General features: G+C 65.6%; 11 protein-coding genes and 1 pseudogene. 10 read left to right on the top strand and 2 right to left on the bottom strand.

Annotated features, from left to right (window positions below; translation table 11 throughout):
• Positions 1-12: 12 nt before the first annotated feature.
• The 7 genes from ACX0MV_RS04005 to ACX0MV_RS03975 all read left to right on the top strand — a co-directional run bounded on the left by ACX0MV_RS04005 (position 13) and on the right by ACX0MV_RS03975 (position 8,488).
• Positions 13-1,377: an MATE family efflux transporter gene (locus ACX0MV_RS04005; protein ID WP_458981196.1), complete on the top strand. Its 1,365-nt coding sequence runs from the start codon at positions 13-15 to the stop codon at positions 1,375-1,377.
• Positions 1,370-2,398, top strand: coding sequence for a sensor domain-containing diguanylate cyclase (locus tag ACX0MV_RS04000; RefSeq protein WP_458981195.1), 1,029 nt, complete (start codon positions 1,370-1,372; stop codon positions 2,396-2,398). Before ACX0MV_RS04005 ends, ACX0MV_RS04000 begins: the two co-directional genes overlap by 8 nt.
• Positions 2,399-2,444: 46 nt before the next feature.
• Positions 2,445-2,900, top strand: a complete 456-nt coding sequence (locus ACX0MV_RS03995) for a DUF2214 family protein (RefSeq protein ID WP_458981194.1) — start codon at positions 2,445-2,447, stop codon at positions 2,898-2,900.
• A gap of 91 nt (positions 2,901-2,991) precedes the next feature.
• On the top strand, positions 2,992-3,765 hold the full coding sequence (locus ACX0MV_RS03990; RefSeq protein ID WP_458981193.1) for a sulfite exporter TauE/SafE family protein: 774 nt from the start codon (positions 2,992-2,994) through the stop codon (positions 3,763-3,765).
• Between the two features lie 154 nt (positions 3,766-3,919).
• Positions 3,920-4,162: an exodeoxyribonuclease VII small subunit gene (locus ACX0MV_RS03985; protein ID WP_458981192.1), complete on the top strand. Its 243-nt coding sequence runs from the start codon at positions 3,920-3,922 to the stop codon at positions 4,160-4,162.
• Positions 4,159-5,046, top strand: coding sequence for a (2E,6E)-farnesyl diphosphate synthase (ispA, locus tag ACX0MV_RS03980; protein WP_458981191.1), 888 nt, complete (start codon positions 4,159-4,161; stop codon positions 5,044-5,046). The genes ACX0MV_RS03985 and ispA overlap by 4 nt, the downstream gene beginning before the upstream one ends.
• A 157-nt stretch (positions 5,047-5,203) precedes the next feature.
• A complete protein-coding gene (locus ACX0MV_RS03975) occupies positions 5,204-8,488 on the top strand; it encodes an acetyl-CoA carboxylase family protein (RefSeq protein ID WP_458981190.1) in 3,285 nt (1,094 codons plus the stop codon).
• A 53-nt stretch (positions 8,489-8,541) separates the two neighbouring features.
• Here ACX0MV_RS03975 and ACX0MV_RS03970 read toward each other — a convergent pair whose 3' ends face one another.
• Both ACX0MV_RS03970 and ACX0MV_RS03965 read right to left on the bottom strand, forming a co-directional pair.
• On the bottom strand, positions 8,542-9,078 hold the full coding sequence (locus tag ACX0MV_RS03970; protein ID WP_458981189.1) for an NUDIX hydrolase: 537 nt from the start codon (positions 9,076-9,078) through the stop codon (positions 8,542-8,544).
• A 3-nt stretch (positions 9,079-9,081) separates the two neighbouring features.
• The gene (locus ACX0MV_RS03965) at positions 9,082-10,140 is read right to left on the bottom strand and encodes a DUF2333 family protein (protein WP_458981188.1); all 1,059 of its coding nucleotides are present in this window, start codon (positions 10,138-10,140) and stop codon (positions 9,082-9,084) included.
• A 268-nt stretch (positions 10,141-10,408) separates the two neighbouring features.
• Here ACX0MV_RS03965 and ACX0MV_RS03960 point away from each other — a divergent pair, with 268 nt between their 5' ends.
• The 3 genes and pseudogenes from ACX0MV_RS03960 (at position 10,409) to ACX0MV_RS03950 (ending at position 16,017) form a co-directional block, all read left to right on the top strand.
• The gene (locus tag ACX0MV_RS03960) at positions 10,409-12,028 is read left to right on the top strand and encodes a diguanylate cyclase (protein WP_458981187.1); all 1,620 of its coding nucleotides are present in this window, start codon (positions 10,409-10,411) and stop codon (positions 12,026-12,028) included.
• Positions 12,029-13,611: 1,583 nt separating this feature from the next.
• Positions 13,612-14,121: pseudogene (locus tag ACX0MV_RS03955) on the top strand (methyl-accepting chemotaxis protein); the annotation flags it as partial.
• A 132-nt stretch (positions 14,122-14,253) separates the two neighbouring features.
• On the top strand, positions 14,254-16,017 hold the full coding sequence (locus ACX0MV_RS03950) for a protein-disulfide reductase DsbD (protein WP_458981186.1): 1,764 nt from the start codon (positions 14,254-14,256) through the stop codon (positions 16,015-16,017).
• Positions 16,018-16,082 lie beyond the last annotated feature (65 nt).

The following is a 16,082-nucleotide window of genomic DNA, read 5'->3' as shown; positions in this document are numbered from 1 at the left end:
CGACGGTTACCCATGTTCTCGTTACGCGATGCCTGGCGCCATGCACCTACCCATCAACGCGTGTGGGCACTGGCCGCGCCGATGATCCTGTCCAACCTCTCGGTGCCGCTGGTGGCGCTGGTGGACAGCGCAGTGATCGGCCATCTGCCCCACGCTCACCAGTTGGCGGCGGTGGCGGTGGGCGGCAGCCTGTATACCTTGCTGACCTGGGCCGTTGGCTTCCTGCGCATGGGCACCACCGGCTTCGCCGCCCAGGCGGCAGGGCGCGACGATGGCGGCGCGCTGCGCCAGGTGTTGCTGCAAGGCTTGCTGCTGAGCGGGTTGCTTGCGGCGGTGCTGATCCTGCTGGCATTGCCGTTCAGCAGCGCGGCGCTAAGCCTGATGCAGCCCAGTGCGGCGCTGGATGCGCTGGCGCGCAGCTACCTGGCCATTCGCCTGTGCGGGCTGCCCGCGGTGCTGGCCACCTATGCGCTGATCGGCTGGCTGCTCGGCACCCAGAATGCCCGCGGGCCGCTGGCGATTCTGCTGACCATCAACCTGCTCAATGTAGCGCTCGACCTGTTCTTCGTTCTGCACCTGGAATGGGGCGTAGCCGGCGCGGCCTGGGCTTCGGTGATCGCCGAATGGAGCGGCGCGCTGCTCGGCCTGTGGCTGGCGCGCCATGCGCTCGGGCGTTATGCCGGGCGGATCGACTGGCCGGCGCTGCGGCGCTGGGGCAACTGGCGTCCGCTGTTGGCAGTCAACCGCGACATCTTCATCCGCACCCTGGCGCTGCAACTGGTGTTTTTCCTGATTACCGTGCAGGGCACCCGGCTCGGCGAGGCGACGGTGGCTGCCAATGCGCTGCTGCTCAACGGCCTTCTGCTGACCGCCCACGCGCTGGATGGCCTGGCCCACGCGGTGGAGGCGCTGTGCGGCCATGCCCTGGGCGCCCATGATCGCTTGGCATTACGGCGTAGCCTGATCGTCGCGGGAGGCTGGTCGTTGTTGGCCAGCCTCGGCTTCGCCCTGCTATTTCTCTGCGCCGGGCACTGGTTCATCTACCTGCAAACCGACATCGCTGCGGTACGCGCCGCCGCCCTGGATTTTCTACCCTACCTGGCGCTGCTGCCATTGATCGCGGTGTGGAGCTACCTGCTCGACGGCCTGTTCATCGGCGCCACCCGCGCCCGGGAAATGCGTGACGCCATGCTTCTCGCGGTGCTTCTCAGCCTGCCCGTGGCCTGGCTGTTGCACCCTTTGGGCAACCACGGCGTGTGGCTGGCGTTCGTTTGCTTCATGAGCTTACGAAGCGGCATTCTGGCGGTCTATGCTTACCACCTGACACGCCGCGATCAATGGTTTGCCCCGACCCTCCGAGGAACTGCGCATGCTTAGCCCCGAACAGCCATGCGATGAACTGATGCGTCAGCAGATTCTGGACGACCAGGACCTGCTGGACACCCCGGCCGACCCCTATCTGGACACCCTGGTGCGGGTCGTGCGGGAGTTATTCGGGGTTAAAACCGTGCTGGTCAGCCTGATCGACCGTGATCGCCAGTGGTTCAAGGCGCGCATCGGCATGGATATCGCGGAAACCCCTCGCGCCATTTCGTTCTGCGGCCATGCGATCCTAGGCACCGAGCCTTTCATCGTCGAAGACACCCACAGCGACCCGCGTTTTTTCGACAATCCGGTGGTGACCAGCAACCCGCATATCCGCTTTTATGCAGGCCAGCCGCTGCTTTCCGAAGAGCGCCAGCCGCTGGGCACCCTTTGCCTGATCGACCCCGCGCCCAAGCAGCTGAACGGCAAGCAGGTCAAGCTGCTGATGGACTCGGCCGTGCTGGTCGAAGGCTATCTCAAGCTGCGCCACGTCAACGCCCAAACCGCACAGCTGCGTGCCGCTCTCAGCCGCGAGCAGCGCAAGGCAATGCTCGACCCGTTGACCCAGCTGTGGAACCGCGCCGGCCTCAATCACTTCCTCCAGCGCCAGTACGATCAGGCACAGGCCCAAGGCCTGTTACTCGGCGTGCTGTTCTGCGACCTCGACTACTTCAAGAAGGTCAATGACAACCATGGCCACGGCGCAGGTGACCAGGCGTTATGGCACGCAGCGCGGCGGATCAGTGGGGCGGTGCGCCCCCACGACATCGTGACCCGCAGCGGCGGCGAGGAGTTCGTGGTGATTCTGCAGGTGCACGATCACCACGAGCTGCTGCAGATCGCCGAGCGTGTGCGCGCCGCGATCAGCCAATCGCCAATCGACGCCGATGGCGTCAGCCTCAACCTGGCCATTAGCGTCGGTGCCGCGCTGGCTGCCGGTGCAGAAGCACCGGAGAAAACCATGGCGCGGGCCGACCAGGCGCTCTATCAGGCCAAAGGCAACGGCCGCAATCGCGTCGAGCTGGCCCCGTGATCTACACCCTCCCCCACCATCACCAACCGGCAACAAGGAGTTCCCGATGGGCGAAGCCATAGCCGCGTACCTGCACTACCTGTCGATCTTTCTGCTGTTCGCGCTGCTCAGCATCGAGCACGTACAGTTCAAGCTGCCGCTGGATGTCGCTCGCGCGCGTCGCCTGGTGATGATCGACATTGCTTACGGCATCAGCGCCGGTCTGGTGTTGGCCACCGGGGCAGTCCGGGTGATCTGGTTCGGCAAAGGCGCAAGCTACTACCTGAGCAACAGCCTGTTCCACGCCAAGGTCGGCCTGTTCGTGCTGGTTGCCCTGCTGTCAATTCTGCCGACCTTCGTATTCCTAAACTGGCGCAACGCGCTCAAGGCAGGCCAGGCACCCAGCATCAGCCCACGCCAGGCCAAGCTGGTGCTGATGACGATTCGCCTGGAGCTGCTGGTGCTGCTGTTCATCCCATTGCTGGCAACCTTGATGGCGCGCGGTTACGGCGTCATCGGCTAACCCTCGAAAACCCCGGGCTGGCGCTTGATCGCACTTGGCTGATCGGCCAGCCAGCCCGTACCCTTGGCGCTCTTTGCCTGGAGCGCGGCCCATGCCCCTTACCGAGATCATGCTGCTCGCTTTCGCCGGCTTCGCCGCTGGCGGGATGAATGCCCTGGCCGGTGGCGGGACCTTCTTTTCCTTTCCGGCCTTGCTCGCCGCGGGCCTGCCGCCGGTAACCGCCAACGCCACCAACGCGGTGGCACTGTGGCCTGCCAGCCTGGCCGGTGCCTGGGCGGCGCGGGCATCATTGCGTCCGCTTGGCCGCTACCTGCTGCCGCTGCTGGGCGCCGGATTGTGCGGCGGCCTGCTGGGCGGCCTGCTGTTGCTGGCGGGCGGCGACGAGGTATTTCGCGGCCTGATTCCCTGGCTGCTGCTCGCGGCCACTGCGCTGTTCGCCGCCAGCCCCTGGCTCAGCCGCGCGCTGGCCGCCCGCCGCGCCGATGCCGCGCAACCGCCGCACAGCCCGCTGTCGCTCGGCGCCCATATCGGTGTGTCGATCTATGGCGGCTACTTCGGTGCCGGCATGGGCATCCTGCAGCTCGCCGCGTTTTCCATTGAGGGCCATCCGCTGGCCCGCGCCAATGCTCTGAAGAACCTGATCTCGGCGGTGATCTACAGCGTCGCCACCCTGACATTCGTGCTGGCGGGCCGGGTCAGTTGGTACGAGCTGGCAATTCTGCTGGTCGGTGCCACGGCTGGCGGCTATGCGGGCGGCGCCCTCGGCCAACGCTTGCCGCCACGGTTGCTGCGCGCGCTGGTGATCACGGTCGGCACGGCGATGACCGCTTACTACTTCTGGGCCACCTATTTCGCGGCGACTTAAGCCTGCCCGCGCAGGGAACTTAGCGCCGTCGCCGGTAGCCAAAAAGCAAGTCGACAGCGGCGCCCGGCGGCGCTGTCGATTGCCCGCGCGGCACGGCTCTGCTAGTGTCGCGCCGGTTTCAACGCCGCCCGCGCCCCGCCAGAGAACGCCCGCCATGGCCCGAAAAAAAGCCACGCTCGACTTCGAGCAATCCCTCTCCGACCTGCAGAACCTGGTCGAACGCCTGGAAAACGGTGAGCTGACCCTGGAGGACTCCCTGAGCGCATTCGAACAGGGCATCCGCCTGACCCGCGACTGCCAGGCCGCGCTGACCCAGGCGGAGCAGAAGGTGCAGATTCTGCTCGAGCGCGACGGCGAACTGGAGGAAGCCCCCTTCGACGCGGACCCGCTCGCATGATTGCGGCCTATCAGGCGCAGTGCCAACGCCGGGTCGACGCGGCCCTCGACAGCCTTTTCACCCCCGAGCAAGCCGAACTGACGCGGCTGTATCAGGCCATGCGCTACAGCGTGTTCAACGGCGGCAAGCGGGTTCGCCCGTTGCTGGTATACGCCGCCTGCGAAGCCCTCGGTGGCGCGGCGCAGCGTGCCGATGCCGCAGCCTGCGCGGTCGAGCTGATTCACGCCTACTCGCTGGTGCATGACGATTTGCCGGCAATGGACGACGACGACCTGCGTCGCGGCCAGCCCACGACCCACAAGGCGTTCGATGAAGCCAGCGCCATTCTCGCCGGCGATGGCCTGCAGAGCCTGGCATTCGAGGTGCTTGCCGACGAACAGCGCAACCCCCACGGCGCCGAGCTGCGTCTGGCGATGATTCGCTGCCTGACCCACGCCGCCGGGCCGGCCGGCATGGTCGGCGGCCAGGCGATCGACCTCGGTTCGGTGGGCCTCAGACTCGACCAACCGGCGCTGGAAACCATGCACCGGCACAAGACCGGCGCGCTGATAGAAGCCAGCGTGCAACTCGGCGCCCTGGCCAGCGGCCAGGCCGATCAGGAAAGGCTGAAAAGCTTGCATGCCTACGCCCGCGCCGTCGGCCTGGCCTTTCAGGTGCAGGACGACATCCTCGACGTCGAAAGCGATACCGCCACGCTCGGCAAGACCCAGGGTAAGGATCAGGCCAACGACAAGCCCACCTACCCCGCCCTGCTCGGCCTCGGTGCAGCCAAAGACTATGCCGTTGAACTGCGCGACCAGGCCCTGCATGCCCTGCGTGCATTCGACCAGGCAGCGGAGCCACTGCGCGAGTTGGCGCGCTACGTGGTTGAGCGACGCAGTTAGGCGCTCGCTCCTCGCCACAGCGCCTGCCTCTCTGTAGCGGCACCTCGCCGCCCATCATCACCCGAACAAATAGCCCCACCCTCAGCCGGTAACGCTTGGTTTACCCCTCGCAGGGAGCGCCTAAGATGGCCACAGAATAAAAATTCTGGAGTAGCCCATGCCGTTTTCTGCGCTATTGATCGCCAACCGTGGCGAGATCGCTGTCCGCATCGCCCGTGCCGCCGCCGAGCTGGGTATCCGCTCGGTCGCGGTTTTTGCCGAAGACGACGGCGCCTCCCTGCACGTGCGCAGGGCCGACAGTGCCGTCGCCCTTAAAGGGCGTGGCGTGGCGGCTTACCTGGACATGCAGCAACTGATCGAGATCGCCCAGGCAGAAGGCTGCGAGGCGATCCATCCGGGTTATGGCTTTCTCGCGGAAAACGCCGAATTCGCCCGCCGCTGCGAGGCGGCAGGCCTGCGCTTTATCGGCCCCAGCGCCGAAGTCCTGACGCTATTCGGCGACAAGGCCCAGGCCCGCGCCCTGGCCGAACGCTGCGGTGTGCCCCTGGTGCGTGGCATCAACAGGGCCGTCAGTCTGGACGAAGCCCGCGACTTTCTGCGCAGCCTGGGCGACAGTGGCGCGCTGATGCTCAAGGCCCTGGCCGGCGGAGGCGGACGCGGCATGCGCGCGGTGCTTGCCGAAGCGCAACTGGACGACGCTTTCGCCCGCTGCCAATCGGAAGCGCGCGCGGCGTTCGGCATCGACTCGCTGTATGTCGAGCAGCTGGTCCGCCAGGCGCGGCATATCGAAATCCAGGTGCTCGGCGACGGCAGCGGCGCGGTCAGCCACCTGTGGGAACGCGATTGCAGCCTCCAACGCCGCCAGCAAAAGCTGCTGGAGATCGCCCCCAGCCCCGACCTGGCTGGCGAAACCCGCGAGCGGATGATCGCCGCAGCCCTGCAACTGGCCGCCGAGGTCAACTACCAGGGCCTCGGCACCTTCGAGTTTCTGCTGGATGTCGAGCAACCTGAGCGCTTCTATTTCATGGAGGCCAACCCGCGCATTCAGGTCGAACACACCGTCACCGAACAGATCAGCGGCGTCGACCTGCTGCACACCCAGCTGCGCCTGGCGGCTGGGCAAACCCTGCAGCAGTTGAACCTGCTCACGCCGCCCGCCATCCAGGGTTGCGCACTGCAGCTGCGCATCAACCTGGAAAGCATGAGCGCTGACGGCGAAACCCGCCCGGTCAGCGGCACCCTCAGCGCCTACGAGCCGCCCAGCGGGCCGGGACTGCGCGTCGACGGTTACGGTTATGCCGGTTATCCGGTCAGCCCCAGCTACGACTCGCTGCTGGCCAAGCTGATCGTCCATGCAGCGGATTACCCCAGCGCATTGCGCCGAGCCTATCGGGCGCTCTGCGAGTTTCGCCTGGAAGGCGTGGCGAGCAATGTGCCGCTGCTGCAGAACCTCCTGTGCCTGCCGGAGGTCGCGACCAACCAGGTCAGCACCCGATTCGTCGAAAGCCAGTTGCAGCGCCTGCTCGCCCCGGCCGAACAGGCCCACGCGCACCTGTATTTCGCGGCCAGCCAGGCAAACGCCGCGACGGCCCCGGCAAGCGTGGAGCTGCCGCCCGGCTGCGTCGCACTGAATGCCCCAAGCAGCGGCATTCTGGTCAGCCTGGAAGTCGCCATCGGCGATACGCTGGCGACCGGCCAGGCAATTGCCGTGCTGGAAGCGATGAAGATGGAATTCGTGGTCAAGGCCAGCCAAAGCGGCATTGTCCGCACCCTGCCCGTATCGCCCGGCGATGCGGTCACGGAAGGTCAGCCACTGCTGTTTCTCGAGCCCGCCAAGATCGACGCCGCGGTGTCGCACAGCGAGGAAAGCCTGGACCTCGAGCATATCCGCGCGGACCTTGCCGAGGTGCTCGAGCGCCACGCCATCACTGGCGATCAGCGGCGCCCGCAGGCCGTCGCCAAACGCCGCAAAACCGCACAGCGCACGGTGCGCGAGAACCTCGCGGACCTCCTCGATGCCGACAGCTTCATCGAATACGGCGCCTTGGCACTCGCCGCCCAGCGGCGACGCCGCTCGCTCGACGAGCTGATCGAGCAGAGCCCGGCCGACGGTCTAGTGGCAGGTATCGGCACGGTCAACGCCGAGGCCTTCGGCAGCCAGGCCGCGCGCTGCATGACCATCGCCTACGACTACACGGTGTTCGCCGGCACCCAGGGCGTGATGAACCACAAGAAGACCGACCGCATGCTCGGGCTCGCCGAGCAGTGGCGGCTGCCATTGGTGCTGTTTGCCGAGGGCGGCGGTGGCCGGCCGGGGGATACCGACTTCGTCGGGGTTGCCGGGCTGGACTGCCACACCTTCGTCGCCATGGCCAGGCTGTCCGGGCTCGTCCCTACCGTGGGAATCGTTTCCGGCCGCTGTTTTGCTGGCAACGCCGCCTTGCTCGGCTGCTGCGACCTGATCATCGCCACCGACAACGCGACCGTCGGCATGGCCGGCCCGGCGATGATCGAAGGCGGCGGCCTGGGTCGCTTCACGCCCGAACAGGTTGGCCCGGTGAGCGTGCAAGGCCCCAACGGGGTGATCGATGTTCGCGTCGCCGACGAAGCCGAAGCGGTGCGTGTCGCGAAACAGTACCTGGGCTATTTCCAGGGCCCGCTGCAGCAGTGGCAATGCGCGGACCCACGCGAGCTGCGCCAGTTGATTCCGGAAAACCGTTTGCGCGTCTACGACATCCGCCAGCTCATCACGGCGCTCGCCGACACCGGCTCGGTACTAGAACTGCGCCGCGAGTTCGCGCCGGGCTTGATCAGCGCCTTTATCCGCATCGAAGGTCGGCCGTTCGGCCTGATCGCCAACAACCCCGCCCACCTGGGTGGTGCCATTGATGCCGATGCCGGCGACAAGGCGGCGCGTTTCATGCAGCTGTGCGATGCCTTCGATATTCCGATGGTTTCGCTGTGCGACACGCCCGGCTTCATGGTCGGCCCGCAGGCGGAGCAGCAGGCCACGGTGCGCCACGTGTCGCGCATGTTCGTGGTCGCAGCCGGGCTCAGCGTGCCGTTCTTCACCGTCGTGCTGCGCAAGGGGTACGGGCTTGGCGCCCAGGCCATGGCCGCCGGCAGCTTCCATTCACCGCTGTTCACCATCGCCTGGCCCAGTGGCGAATTCGGCGCCATGGGTCTCGAGGGTGCCGTGCGCCTGGGCTTTGCCAAGGAACTGGCTGCGCTGGAAGAGCCCGCCGAACGGCAACGGCTGTTCGACAAACTGGTGGCCAAGGCCTACCAGAACGGCAAGGCCATCAACATGGCGAGTTTCCTGGAAATCGATGCGGTGATCGACCCGGCCGATACCCGCGTCTGGCTGATGCGCGGCCTGAACGCCGCCCCCGTACCTAAGCCAAAGGACGGCAAGAAACGCGGGTTCGTCGATACCTGGTAGGACGTTGGTTTGGCGCCTGAGCCAGCGGTGGACAAGGCTTCGCCATGTCCACCCTACTCGGTAACATCTAGATAGTGGCGCAGGGCCTGCAGTGAGTCGGGGCAGAACGGCTGGTGCATGGCGTTGCGCAAGGCCTGGTCGACAGGCATGAACGCTGCCTCCAGGACCTCTTCAGGCTGCAGGCGCAGCGGCGCGTCGGACACCGCGGAAAATACGGCGCACCATAGCCGGTTATCTGCCTGATCAAAGAAGAAACGCTGGTGCTCGCGCAACTCGACGCCGCTGATACCCAGCTCTTCTTCCAGTTCCCGGGCCGCCGACTCGGCATAGCTTTCGTCGCTCAGCACCATGCCGCCAGCGGCCACGTCCCAATAGCCGGGGTACAGCGCCTTGCTCAGGGTGCGGCGGTGCACGCACAGCTCGCCGGCGCTGTTGAACAGCAGAATGAAAGTGCCGCGACCGATCAGCCCGCGGTCGCGCAATTGGGCACGCGGCAGGCCGCCGAGTAAGCGGTCCTGCTCATCGACCCAGGCAATCAGCTCGGCGTCGGACGCGGCACGGTGCGCCGCCTCCTGCGGCGAAACGGGCATGCCTCAACCCTGGCTGAGCAGTGTGCGCAGGTCGATCAGACCGGCGTTGGCCCGCGAGATGTAGTTGGCCATCACCAGCGAGTGGTTGGCCAGCAGGCCGTAACCGCTGCCGTTGAGGATCATCGGGCTCCACAGGGTTTCCTGGGCGGCCTCCAGTTCGCGGATGATCTGACGCAGGCTGACGGTGGCGTTCTTCTTCGCCAGCACATCGGCGAAATCGACCTCGATGGCCCGCAGCAGATGCGCCAGCGCCCAGGCCTGGCCGCGTGCCTCGTAGAACACGTTGTCGATCTGCAGCCACGGCGTCTCGTAGCCACCTTCAATGATTTCCACCTCGCCACCATCGCCCTGCGCCGGGTCGCGCACTTCGGTGTTCAAACGCACCTGACCGACACTCGCCGACAGGCGCTGCGACAGCGAACCGAGACGAGTCGCCGCATCACCGAGCCAGTTGTTCAGGTTGTCGGCGCGGGTATAGAACTGCGCGTTGGAACTCGGATCGGCCAGCCGCGCGAGGTAACGGTCAAGCGACTTGATGGCTTCGCCGTACTCCGCTTCCGATGCCGGCAGCGCCCAGCTGGTGTTGTCGAAATGGAAACGCGGTTCGGCCTTGGCCAGATCCGGGTCTTCGGTGGATTGCGACTGCGAACGGGCGAAATCCTTGCGCAGTGCGCGCGACATGTCGCGGACTTGTACCAGCACGCCGTATTCCCAACTCGGCATGTTGTCCAGCCACAGGCCGGGCGGGGCAATGTCGTTGGCCAGGTAACCACCCGGCTTGTCGAGTAGGGTTCGCGCCACCTGCTTGAGGGTCGCCACGGTGGTGTAGCCATTGACCATCTGATGTTTGGCGCTCTGCGCCGCGGAGTGCACGTGCTGCTGCACGGAGAACTGCTCGGGTTCCTGGCTCCAGTACCAACCGACGATCACGGCGATCAACAGATAAAGACCCAGCACGCCCCCGATCACTCGGCCCAACGCACTCGCGCCAGTTTTTCCGCGGGGCTGACCGCCAGCGGCTGCGGTGTCAGCACCTGCAGTGCGATTTTTCCAATCCAACATGGCAATGTCCTTTTTTTGTCGTTACGGCGTTCGTCTGTTCGACCGCAGCCGGGAGTCAGGGTTGCGCTGCGGTTTCCTACTATAAGGGAAGACCAGGTCACACCCCAGGCCTGGCCGGAGAACTAAACGCTTTGTCGACGATCTTGAATGTCTTGTGTTTACGGACAGAAGGCTGGGGTACTTTGATCGACGGCGCTGGCAAAGCTGCCCACGACTGGTAGCATAGCGCCAGCACCTATTCAGGCTGCACCCTCCTCGAATAAAGGCCATGACCGAGCAAGAAGACCTCAGCCACGACCGTCTGAAACAGCACTTCGCCCAACGCGTGATTCACCAGGCGAGACAGGTGCTGGATATCTGGCAGCACCTGCAACGCAGTGAATGGAATGAACTCGGCATGCACGAACTGCGCGAGGCGACCATGCTGTTGCAGCGCTATGCCGAGCGTTTCGAGCAGACCGAACACCATCAGCTGGCGCTCAGCATCAACACCTGCCTGGAAGCGGTGGCGAAAAACAGCGGCCGGCTGACCAGCAGCCTGATCAACGAACTGAACAACCTCATGCACCGCCTGCCGCGTATAGGCCTGAGGCATGGCGACCAGATCGGCCAGACGGTCCTGCATCAGTTGCGCAAACCGGTGTATCTCGCCCTGCAGCACCTCGAGCAGGCCGAACGGCTGGCCCGCCAGCTGGACTTTTTCGGCATCACCGCGGTGCCGCTGGAAACCGCCAACGCGTTTCGCGACGCCATGCTCGATCGCCATCCCGCGGCAATCGTGATGGACGTGGATTTCTCCGGGCGCGGCTGCGGCCTGCGTCTGGCCGAGGTGGTCCAGGAAGGCCTGGAGCAAAAGATTCCGCTGCTGTTCTTCAGCCAGACCGATACCGACACGCCCACCCGTCTGGCGGCCGTGCGGGCCGGCGGCCAGGATTTCTTCACCGGCACGCTGGACGCCTCGATGCTGCTTGAACGCATCGAAGTGCTGACCCACGTCACCCAGAACGAACCCTACAAAGTGCTGATCATCGACGATTCGCGCGCCCAGGCGACCTACACCGAACGCGTACTGAACAGCGCCGGAATCGTCACCCGCACCCTGCTCGACCCGATTCAGGCGATGACCGAGCTGGCCGACTTCCAGCCGGACCTGATCATCCTCGACATGTACATGCCCGAGTGCAACGGCCCCGAACTGGCTAAGGTGATTCGCCACAACGACCGGTATGTCAGCGTGCCGATCATCTACCTGTCGGCCGAAGATGACCTCGACAAGCAGCTCGACGCGATGAGCGAGGGCGGCGATGACTTCCTCACCAAGCCGATCAAGCCACGCCATCTGATCGCCACCGTGCGCAACCGCGCCGCCCGCGCGCGCAACCTGAAGGCACGCATGGTGCGCGACAGCCTGACCGGCCTGTTCAACCACACCCACACCCTGCAGCTGCTGGAAGATTCGCGCTCGCGGGCGCAGCGCGACGGCGAACCGCTGAGCTTCGCCATGCTGGATATCGACTTCTTCAAGAAGGTCAACGACAACTACGGCCACCCCATGGGCGACCGGGTGATCAAGAGCCTGGCACTGTTCCTCAAGCAGCGCCTGCGCAAGAGCGATTTCATCGGCCGTTACGGTGGCGAAGAGTTTGCCGTGGTGATGCCGGACACCACCGCCGAACAAGCGCTGCTGGTCATCGACGAGATTCGCCGGCGCTTCGCCGAGATTCGCTACCCGGCGCAACCGGAAGACCTGTCCTGCACCTTCAGCTGCGGCATCACTCAGATGGCCCGCGGCGCAGACAGCAAGGTGCTGTCCCAGCAAGCTGACGAAGCCCTGTACGTGGCCAAAAATGGCGGGCGCAACCGGGTCGAGATTTTCCAGCTGCGCTGAGCTAAACGGCGACAATTCCGGCTCGTCGGAAGTCGCCGTCACAAGTCCGTCATGAAAACGCAATAACCTCAGGCTCAGCGGCCATCTTCGGGTGTCGGTCGCCACCGTTCCGTAGTCGGTCGAGCCCTATGCGCCTGAAGTCGTTTACCAACCTCAATACCCTGTTGCTGGTCACCGTGTGCATCGCCCTGGCGGCGACGCTCTGGTGGTCGCAGCGCGCCCTTGAACGGCCGTATCGGCTGATGGAGCGCTACCTCAGCCTGTCCCAGCAATTCCAGCAGCAGGTGGCGGACAATGCCCTCGGCTACCTCGGCAGCGGCGATGCGCTGCAACACAGCGCTGCGCTGCAGGCGCTAGATAACCTGACGCTGGCCATCGACGAGCTGCCGCCGCAACTCGTCGACCAGATGCGCCCGAGCCTGTCGGCCCTGCGGGCCTTCAGCGCCAACCAGCTGCTGGCAGCCGGCAAGCTGGCCGGCGACCCGCAGGGCCTGATGCTGCAGGCGGAGCGGGAAATGGGCGGCGCACTGGAACAGCTGGCGGGCTATGCCAAAGCGGATGCCAATGGCGCGGCTGCGGCCTACCGCGAGCCCTTGTTCGCTGCTGCGCAGCACCTGACGCGCCTGGCCCATGCCCGGGCGAAGCTGGTCAGCAGCGAGCGCACCGAGCTGGCAGTGGACGTTGAGCGCGAACTGCAAGGCCTCAGGCAACAGGCGCAGACCCTGGATGCCTTGCCGCTGCTTGGCGTGGCGGAGGCGACTGCGTCCGCCAACGACAACTTCGCCGCCCTGCTCGGCTTGGCCGGCGATGACCAACAGGCATCATCGGACGACGCCGGCATTTCTCTGAAGCGCGAGTTTACAGGCCTGATCAGCCGCTACCCGGCAGAACTTCAACGCACCCAGGCCCTGATCACCCAGCGCGTCGAACTGGCCCGCGCCACGCGCCAGCAGATCAACGGCGTGCAACAGGCCCTTGCCGCGCTGGAGCCCGCCGTGCGTGCCGAGCACGGTCGGATCCAGGGCGAGGTCCAGCTGATCCTGGGGCTGATGATCGGCGTCATCCTGGTGATCGCCCTGCTTATCGATACCCTTCAGCGCCGCCTGACGCGGGTACTCGAACGGCTGGTTCCGGCGCTGTCGACATGGGCTGAAGGCGACTTCAGCCAGAACATCCAGCTCGGCTCGCGCACCCGCGAGCTGAAGGACATCGAGGCGTCGCTCAATCGTCTGCGCACGTACCTGGTCGACCTGGTCGGCACCATTCATGTGCATGCGAGTCAGGTGGCCGGGGCCAGCCACACGCTGGCCGATCTCAGCCGCGGCCTGCATGACGGCGCAGCCCGCCAGGCAGGCGACACCGCACAGATTCGCGACGCCCTCGGCGCGCTGGAAACCACCATTCAGGGCGTCGCCCAGGACGCCAGCCAGGCAGCCGCGGCGGGCCGCGATGCCGGCAGCGCACTGGATCAAGGCCAGCAGGTCATCGGCCTCAGCCTCAGCGGCCTGCATGAGCTGGTTGGCGAAGTGCGGGACAACGCGCACGCCATCGAGGTGCTGGCGGAGGAAACCGCAACCATCGGCAATGTGCTGACGGTGATTCGCGGCGTTGCCGAGCAGACCAATCTGCTGGCGTTGAACGCGGCCATCGAAGCGGCCCGCGCCGGCGAGTCCGGCCGTGGTTTCGCGGTGGTGGCTGATGAAGTGCGCTCACTGTCGCAGCGCACCAGCGGCGCCACTGCGGAGATCCAGGGCCTGATCGGCCGCCTGCAACAGGCCGCCCGGCAGTCCGTGAACGCCATGCGGCTGCAGGTCGAACATGCCGAAAACACCGCCAAGCAAGCCGAGGCGGCGGATGCGGCGCTGGACGAAATGGTGACCGCAATTGGCACCATCGCCCGCATGGCTGAGCGTATCGCCGACGCCACCGCCCAGCAGAGCGGCGCGGTCAGCGACATTCGCGGCCACAGCGAGCGCATCCACCGGCTCGGCGGCGACAACCTGCTGCGCATCGGCGAGGGCCGCAAGCAAGGCGAGCATCTGCTGCAAGTCGGCGGAGACCTGCATACGGCAGTGCAGGCATTTCGTCTGTAAATCCGCGCAACGCGCAGGTCTGAGCGGGGAACGCGGCCGTTCGGTCGCGCGACAAAGCCGCTTACAGCCTTGGCGGTGCGCGGGCCCCACGCCTCCGCTATCATGCCGGCACCTTTGCAGTACGAGACGCCCATGCGCCGTTTACTCAGCCTGTTCCTGCTGCTGATCGCCCTGCCGGCCAGCGCCGGCCTGTTCGACAACCGCCCCGCCGCCGCACCTTTGGGCGCACTGAACAACAGCAGCGAATTCCTGCCGGTACGTGAAGCCTTCAAGCTCAGTCTCATCGATAGTTCGGCGGACTCGCTCAAGCTGCGCTTCGTCGCAGCCGAGGGCTATTACCTATACAAGCATCGCTTCCAGTTCAGCACCGAGTCCGCTGATATTGAGCTGGGCAGCGCGCAACTGCCGACCGGCGAGCAGAAGTTCGACGAGTACTTCGGCAATGTCGAGGTGTATTACGGCGTGCTGGACGTCGAGCTGCCGCTGACCAACCCTGAAAACCGCCCGTTCAACCTGCTGGTCACCTATCAGGGTTGCGCCGACAAGGGCCTCTGTTACCCACCGGAAACCGAGACCCTGGCAATTGGCGACGGCGCGGCGACCAGCAGCGCCGCACCCGATGCCAGGACGCCCTGGAGCTGGACCGACCTTGCGCTGTTTTTTCTCGGCGGCCTGGCGCTGACCTTCACCCCTTGCGTACTGCCGATGCTGCCGATCCTCACCGGCGTGGTGCTGCGCGGCCAGCCCGGCGGCCTGCGCAGCCTGGTGCTGGCCCTGGCCTATGTGCTGCCGATGGCCCTGAGCTTCGCCATCCTCGGCGCGCTGATGGGCCTGTTCGGTGCGGAACTCAACCTACAAGCCCGTCTGCAATCGCCCTGGGTACTGGTGCCGTTCGCGATTTTCTTCGCCCTGTTCGGCGCTGCCAGCCTGGGCTTTCTCGAGCTGCGCCTGCCGGCCGCGGTTGACGGCCCATTGCAGCGCCTGAGCCAGCGCCTGCGCGGCGGCACGATTTTCAGCGCAGCCGCGCTTGGTGTGCTGTCCAGTGTGCTGGTTTCACCCTGCGTCTCCGCGCCACTGGCAGGCGCGCTGCTGTATATCAGCGCCAGCGGCGATGCCCTCGGCGGCGGCCTCAAACTGTTAGCCCTGGGCATGGGCATGGGCGCGCCGCTGGTGCTGTTCGCCGTCGGTGGTGGCGCACTGCTGCCGAAATCCGGGCCCTGGATGCTGACCGTGCGCAACCTGTTCGGCGCACTGCTGATGGCGGTAGCGATCTGGCTGCTCGAGCGCGTCGTACCCGGCCCCGTCAGCTTGGCGCTATGGGGGCTCCTGGCTGCAGGCATCGCTCTCTGGCTCGGGACGTTGGAGCTGACGCTGAAAACCCACCACCAGAAGCTCGCGCAACTGCTCGGCCTGCCCTTGCTGGTTTATGCCCTGGTGGCCTGGTTCGGCGCGCTGCAGGGCCAGGACGACCCGTTGCGACCACTTGGGCGGATGGTCAGCAGTACCGAGGCAACTCAGGTGCAATCCGGCCAATGGCAAACCGTCAGCACTCCCACCGAGCTAAGTGCGGCCTTGCGCGCCGCGCAAGACAGCGGCCAACCGCTGCTGCTCGACTGGTACGCCGACTGGTGCATCAGCTGCAAGGTGATCGAGCGCGAAGTGTTGCGTGCGCCACAGGTTGAGCGCCAGCTGGCCGACTATCGACTGGTGCGTTTTGACATGACGGCGAGCAACGCGGAGCAACGCGCGCTGCTGGATCGCTATCAGCTGTTCGGCCCACCGGCGATCTTGCTGTTCAACGGCCAGGGCGAGGAATTGGCAGACTTACGCGTGGTCGGCGAAATCGATGCAGACACCTTCGCCACGCGCCTGACTCAGGCACGCGACCGTTTTTAAGCAGATAGTCATTTAATTACCGCAAACTACGGACATCGTGCCGGCTATTGCCGAGAACTGGACAG

The sequence above is a fragment of the Pseudomonas cistanchae genome (assembly GCF_054483635.1).
Note: the sequence above shows the minus strand (reverse complement) of the source record. Positions and strands in the feature narration are given on the sequence as shown.

Excerpts from the sequence above, each read along its gene's own strand:
- ACX0MV_RS04000 (WP_458981195.1), top strand. The coding sequence starts at position 1,370 with ATGCTTAGCCCCGAACAGCCATGCGATGAACTGATGCGTCAGCAGATT.
- ACX0MV_RS03970 (WP_458981189.1), bottom strand. The coding sequence starts at position 9,078 with ATGCCCGTTTCGCCGCAGGAGGCGGCGCACCGTGCCGCGTCCGACGCC.
- ACX0MV_RS04005 (WP_458981196.1), top strand. The coding sequence starts at position 13 with ATGTTCTCGTTACGCGATGCCTGGCGCCATGCACCTACCCATCAACGC.
- ispA (WP_458981191.1), top strand. The coding sequence starts at position 4,159 with ATGATTGCGGCCTATCAGGCGCAGTGCCAACGCCGGGTCGACGCGGCC.
- ACX0MV_RS03960 (WP_458981187.1), top strand. The coding sequence starts at position 10,409 with ATGACCGAGCAAGAAGACCTCAGCCACGACCGTCTGAAACAGCACTTC.
- ACX0MV_RS03990 (WP_458981193.1), top strand. The coding sequence starts at position 2,992 with ATGCCCCTTACCGAGATCATGCTGCTCGCTTTCGCCGGCTTCGCCGCT.
- ACX0MV_RS03985 (WP_458981192.1), top strand. The coding sequence starts at position 3,920 with ATGGCCCGAAAAAAAGCCACGCTCGACTTCGAGCAATCCCTCTCCGAC.
- ACX0MV_RS03950 (WP_458981186.1), top strand. The coding sequence starts at position 14,254 with ATGCGCCGTTTACTCAGCCTGTTCCTGCTGCTGATCGCCCTGCCGGCC.
- ACX0MV_RS03975 (WP_458981190.1), top strand. The coding sequence starts at position 5,204 with ATGCCGTTTTCTGCGCTATTGATCGCCAACCGTGGCGAGATCGCTGTC.
- ACX0MV_RS03995 (WP_458981194.1), top strand. The coding sequence starts at position 2,445 with ATGGGCGAAGCCATAGCCGCGTACCTGCACTACCTGTCGATCTTTCTG.
- ACX0MV_RS03965 (WP_458981188.1), bottom strand. The coding sequence starts at position 10,140 with ATGTTGGATTGGAAAAATCGCACTGCAGGTGCTGACACCGCAGCCGCT.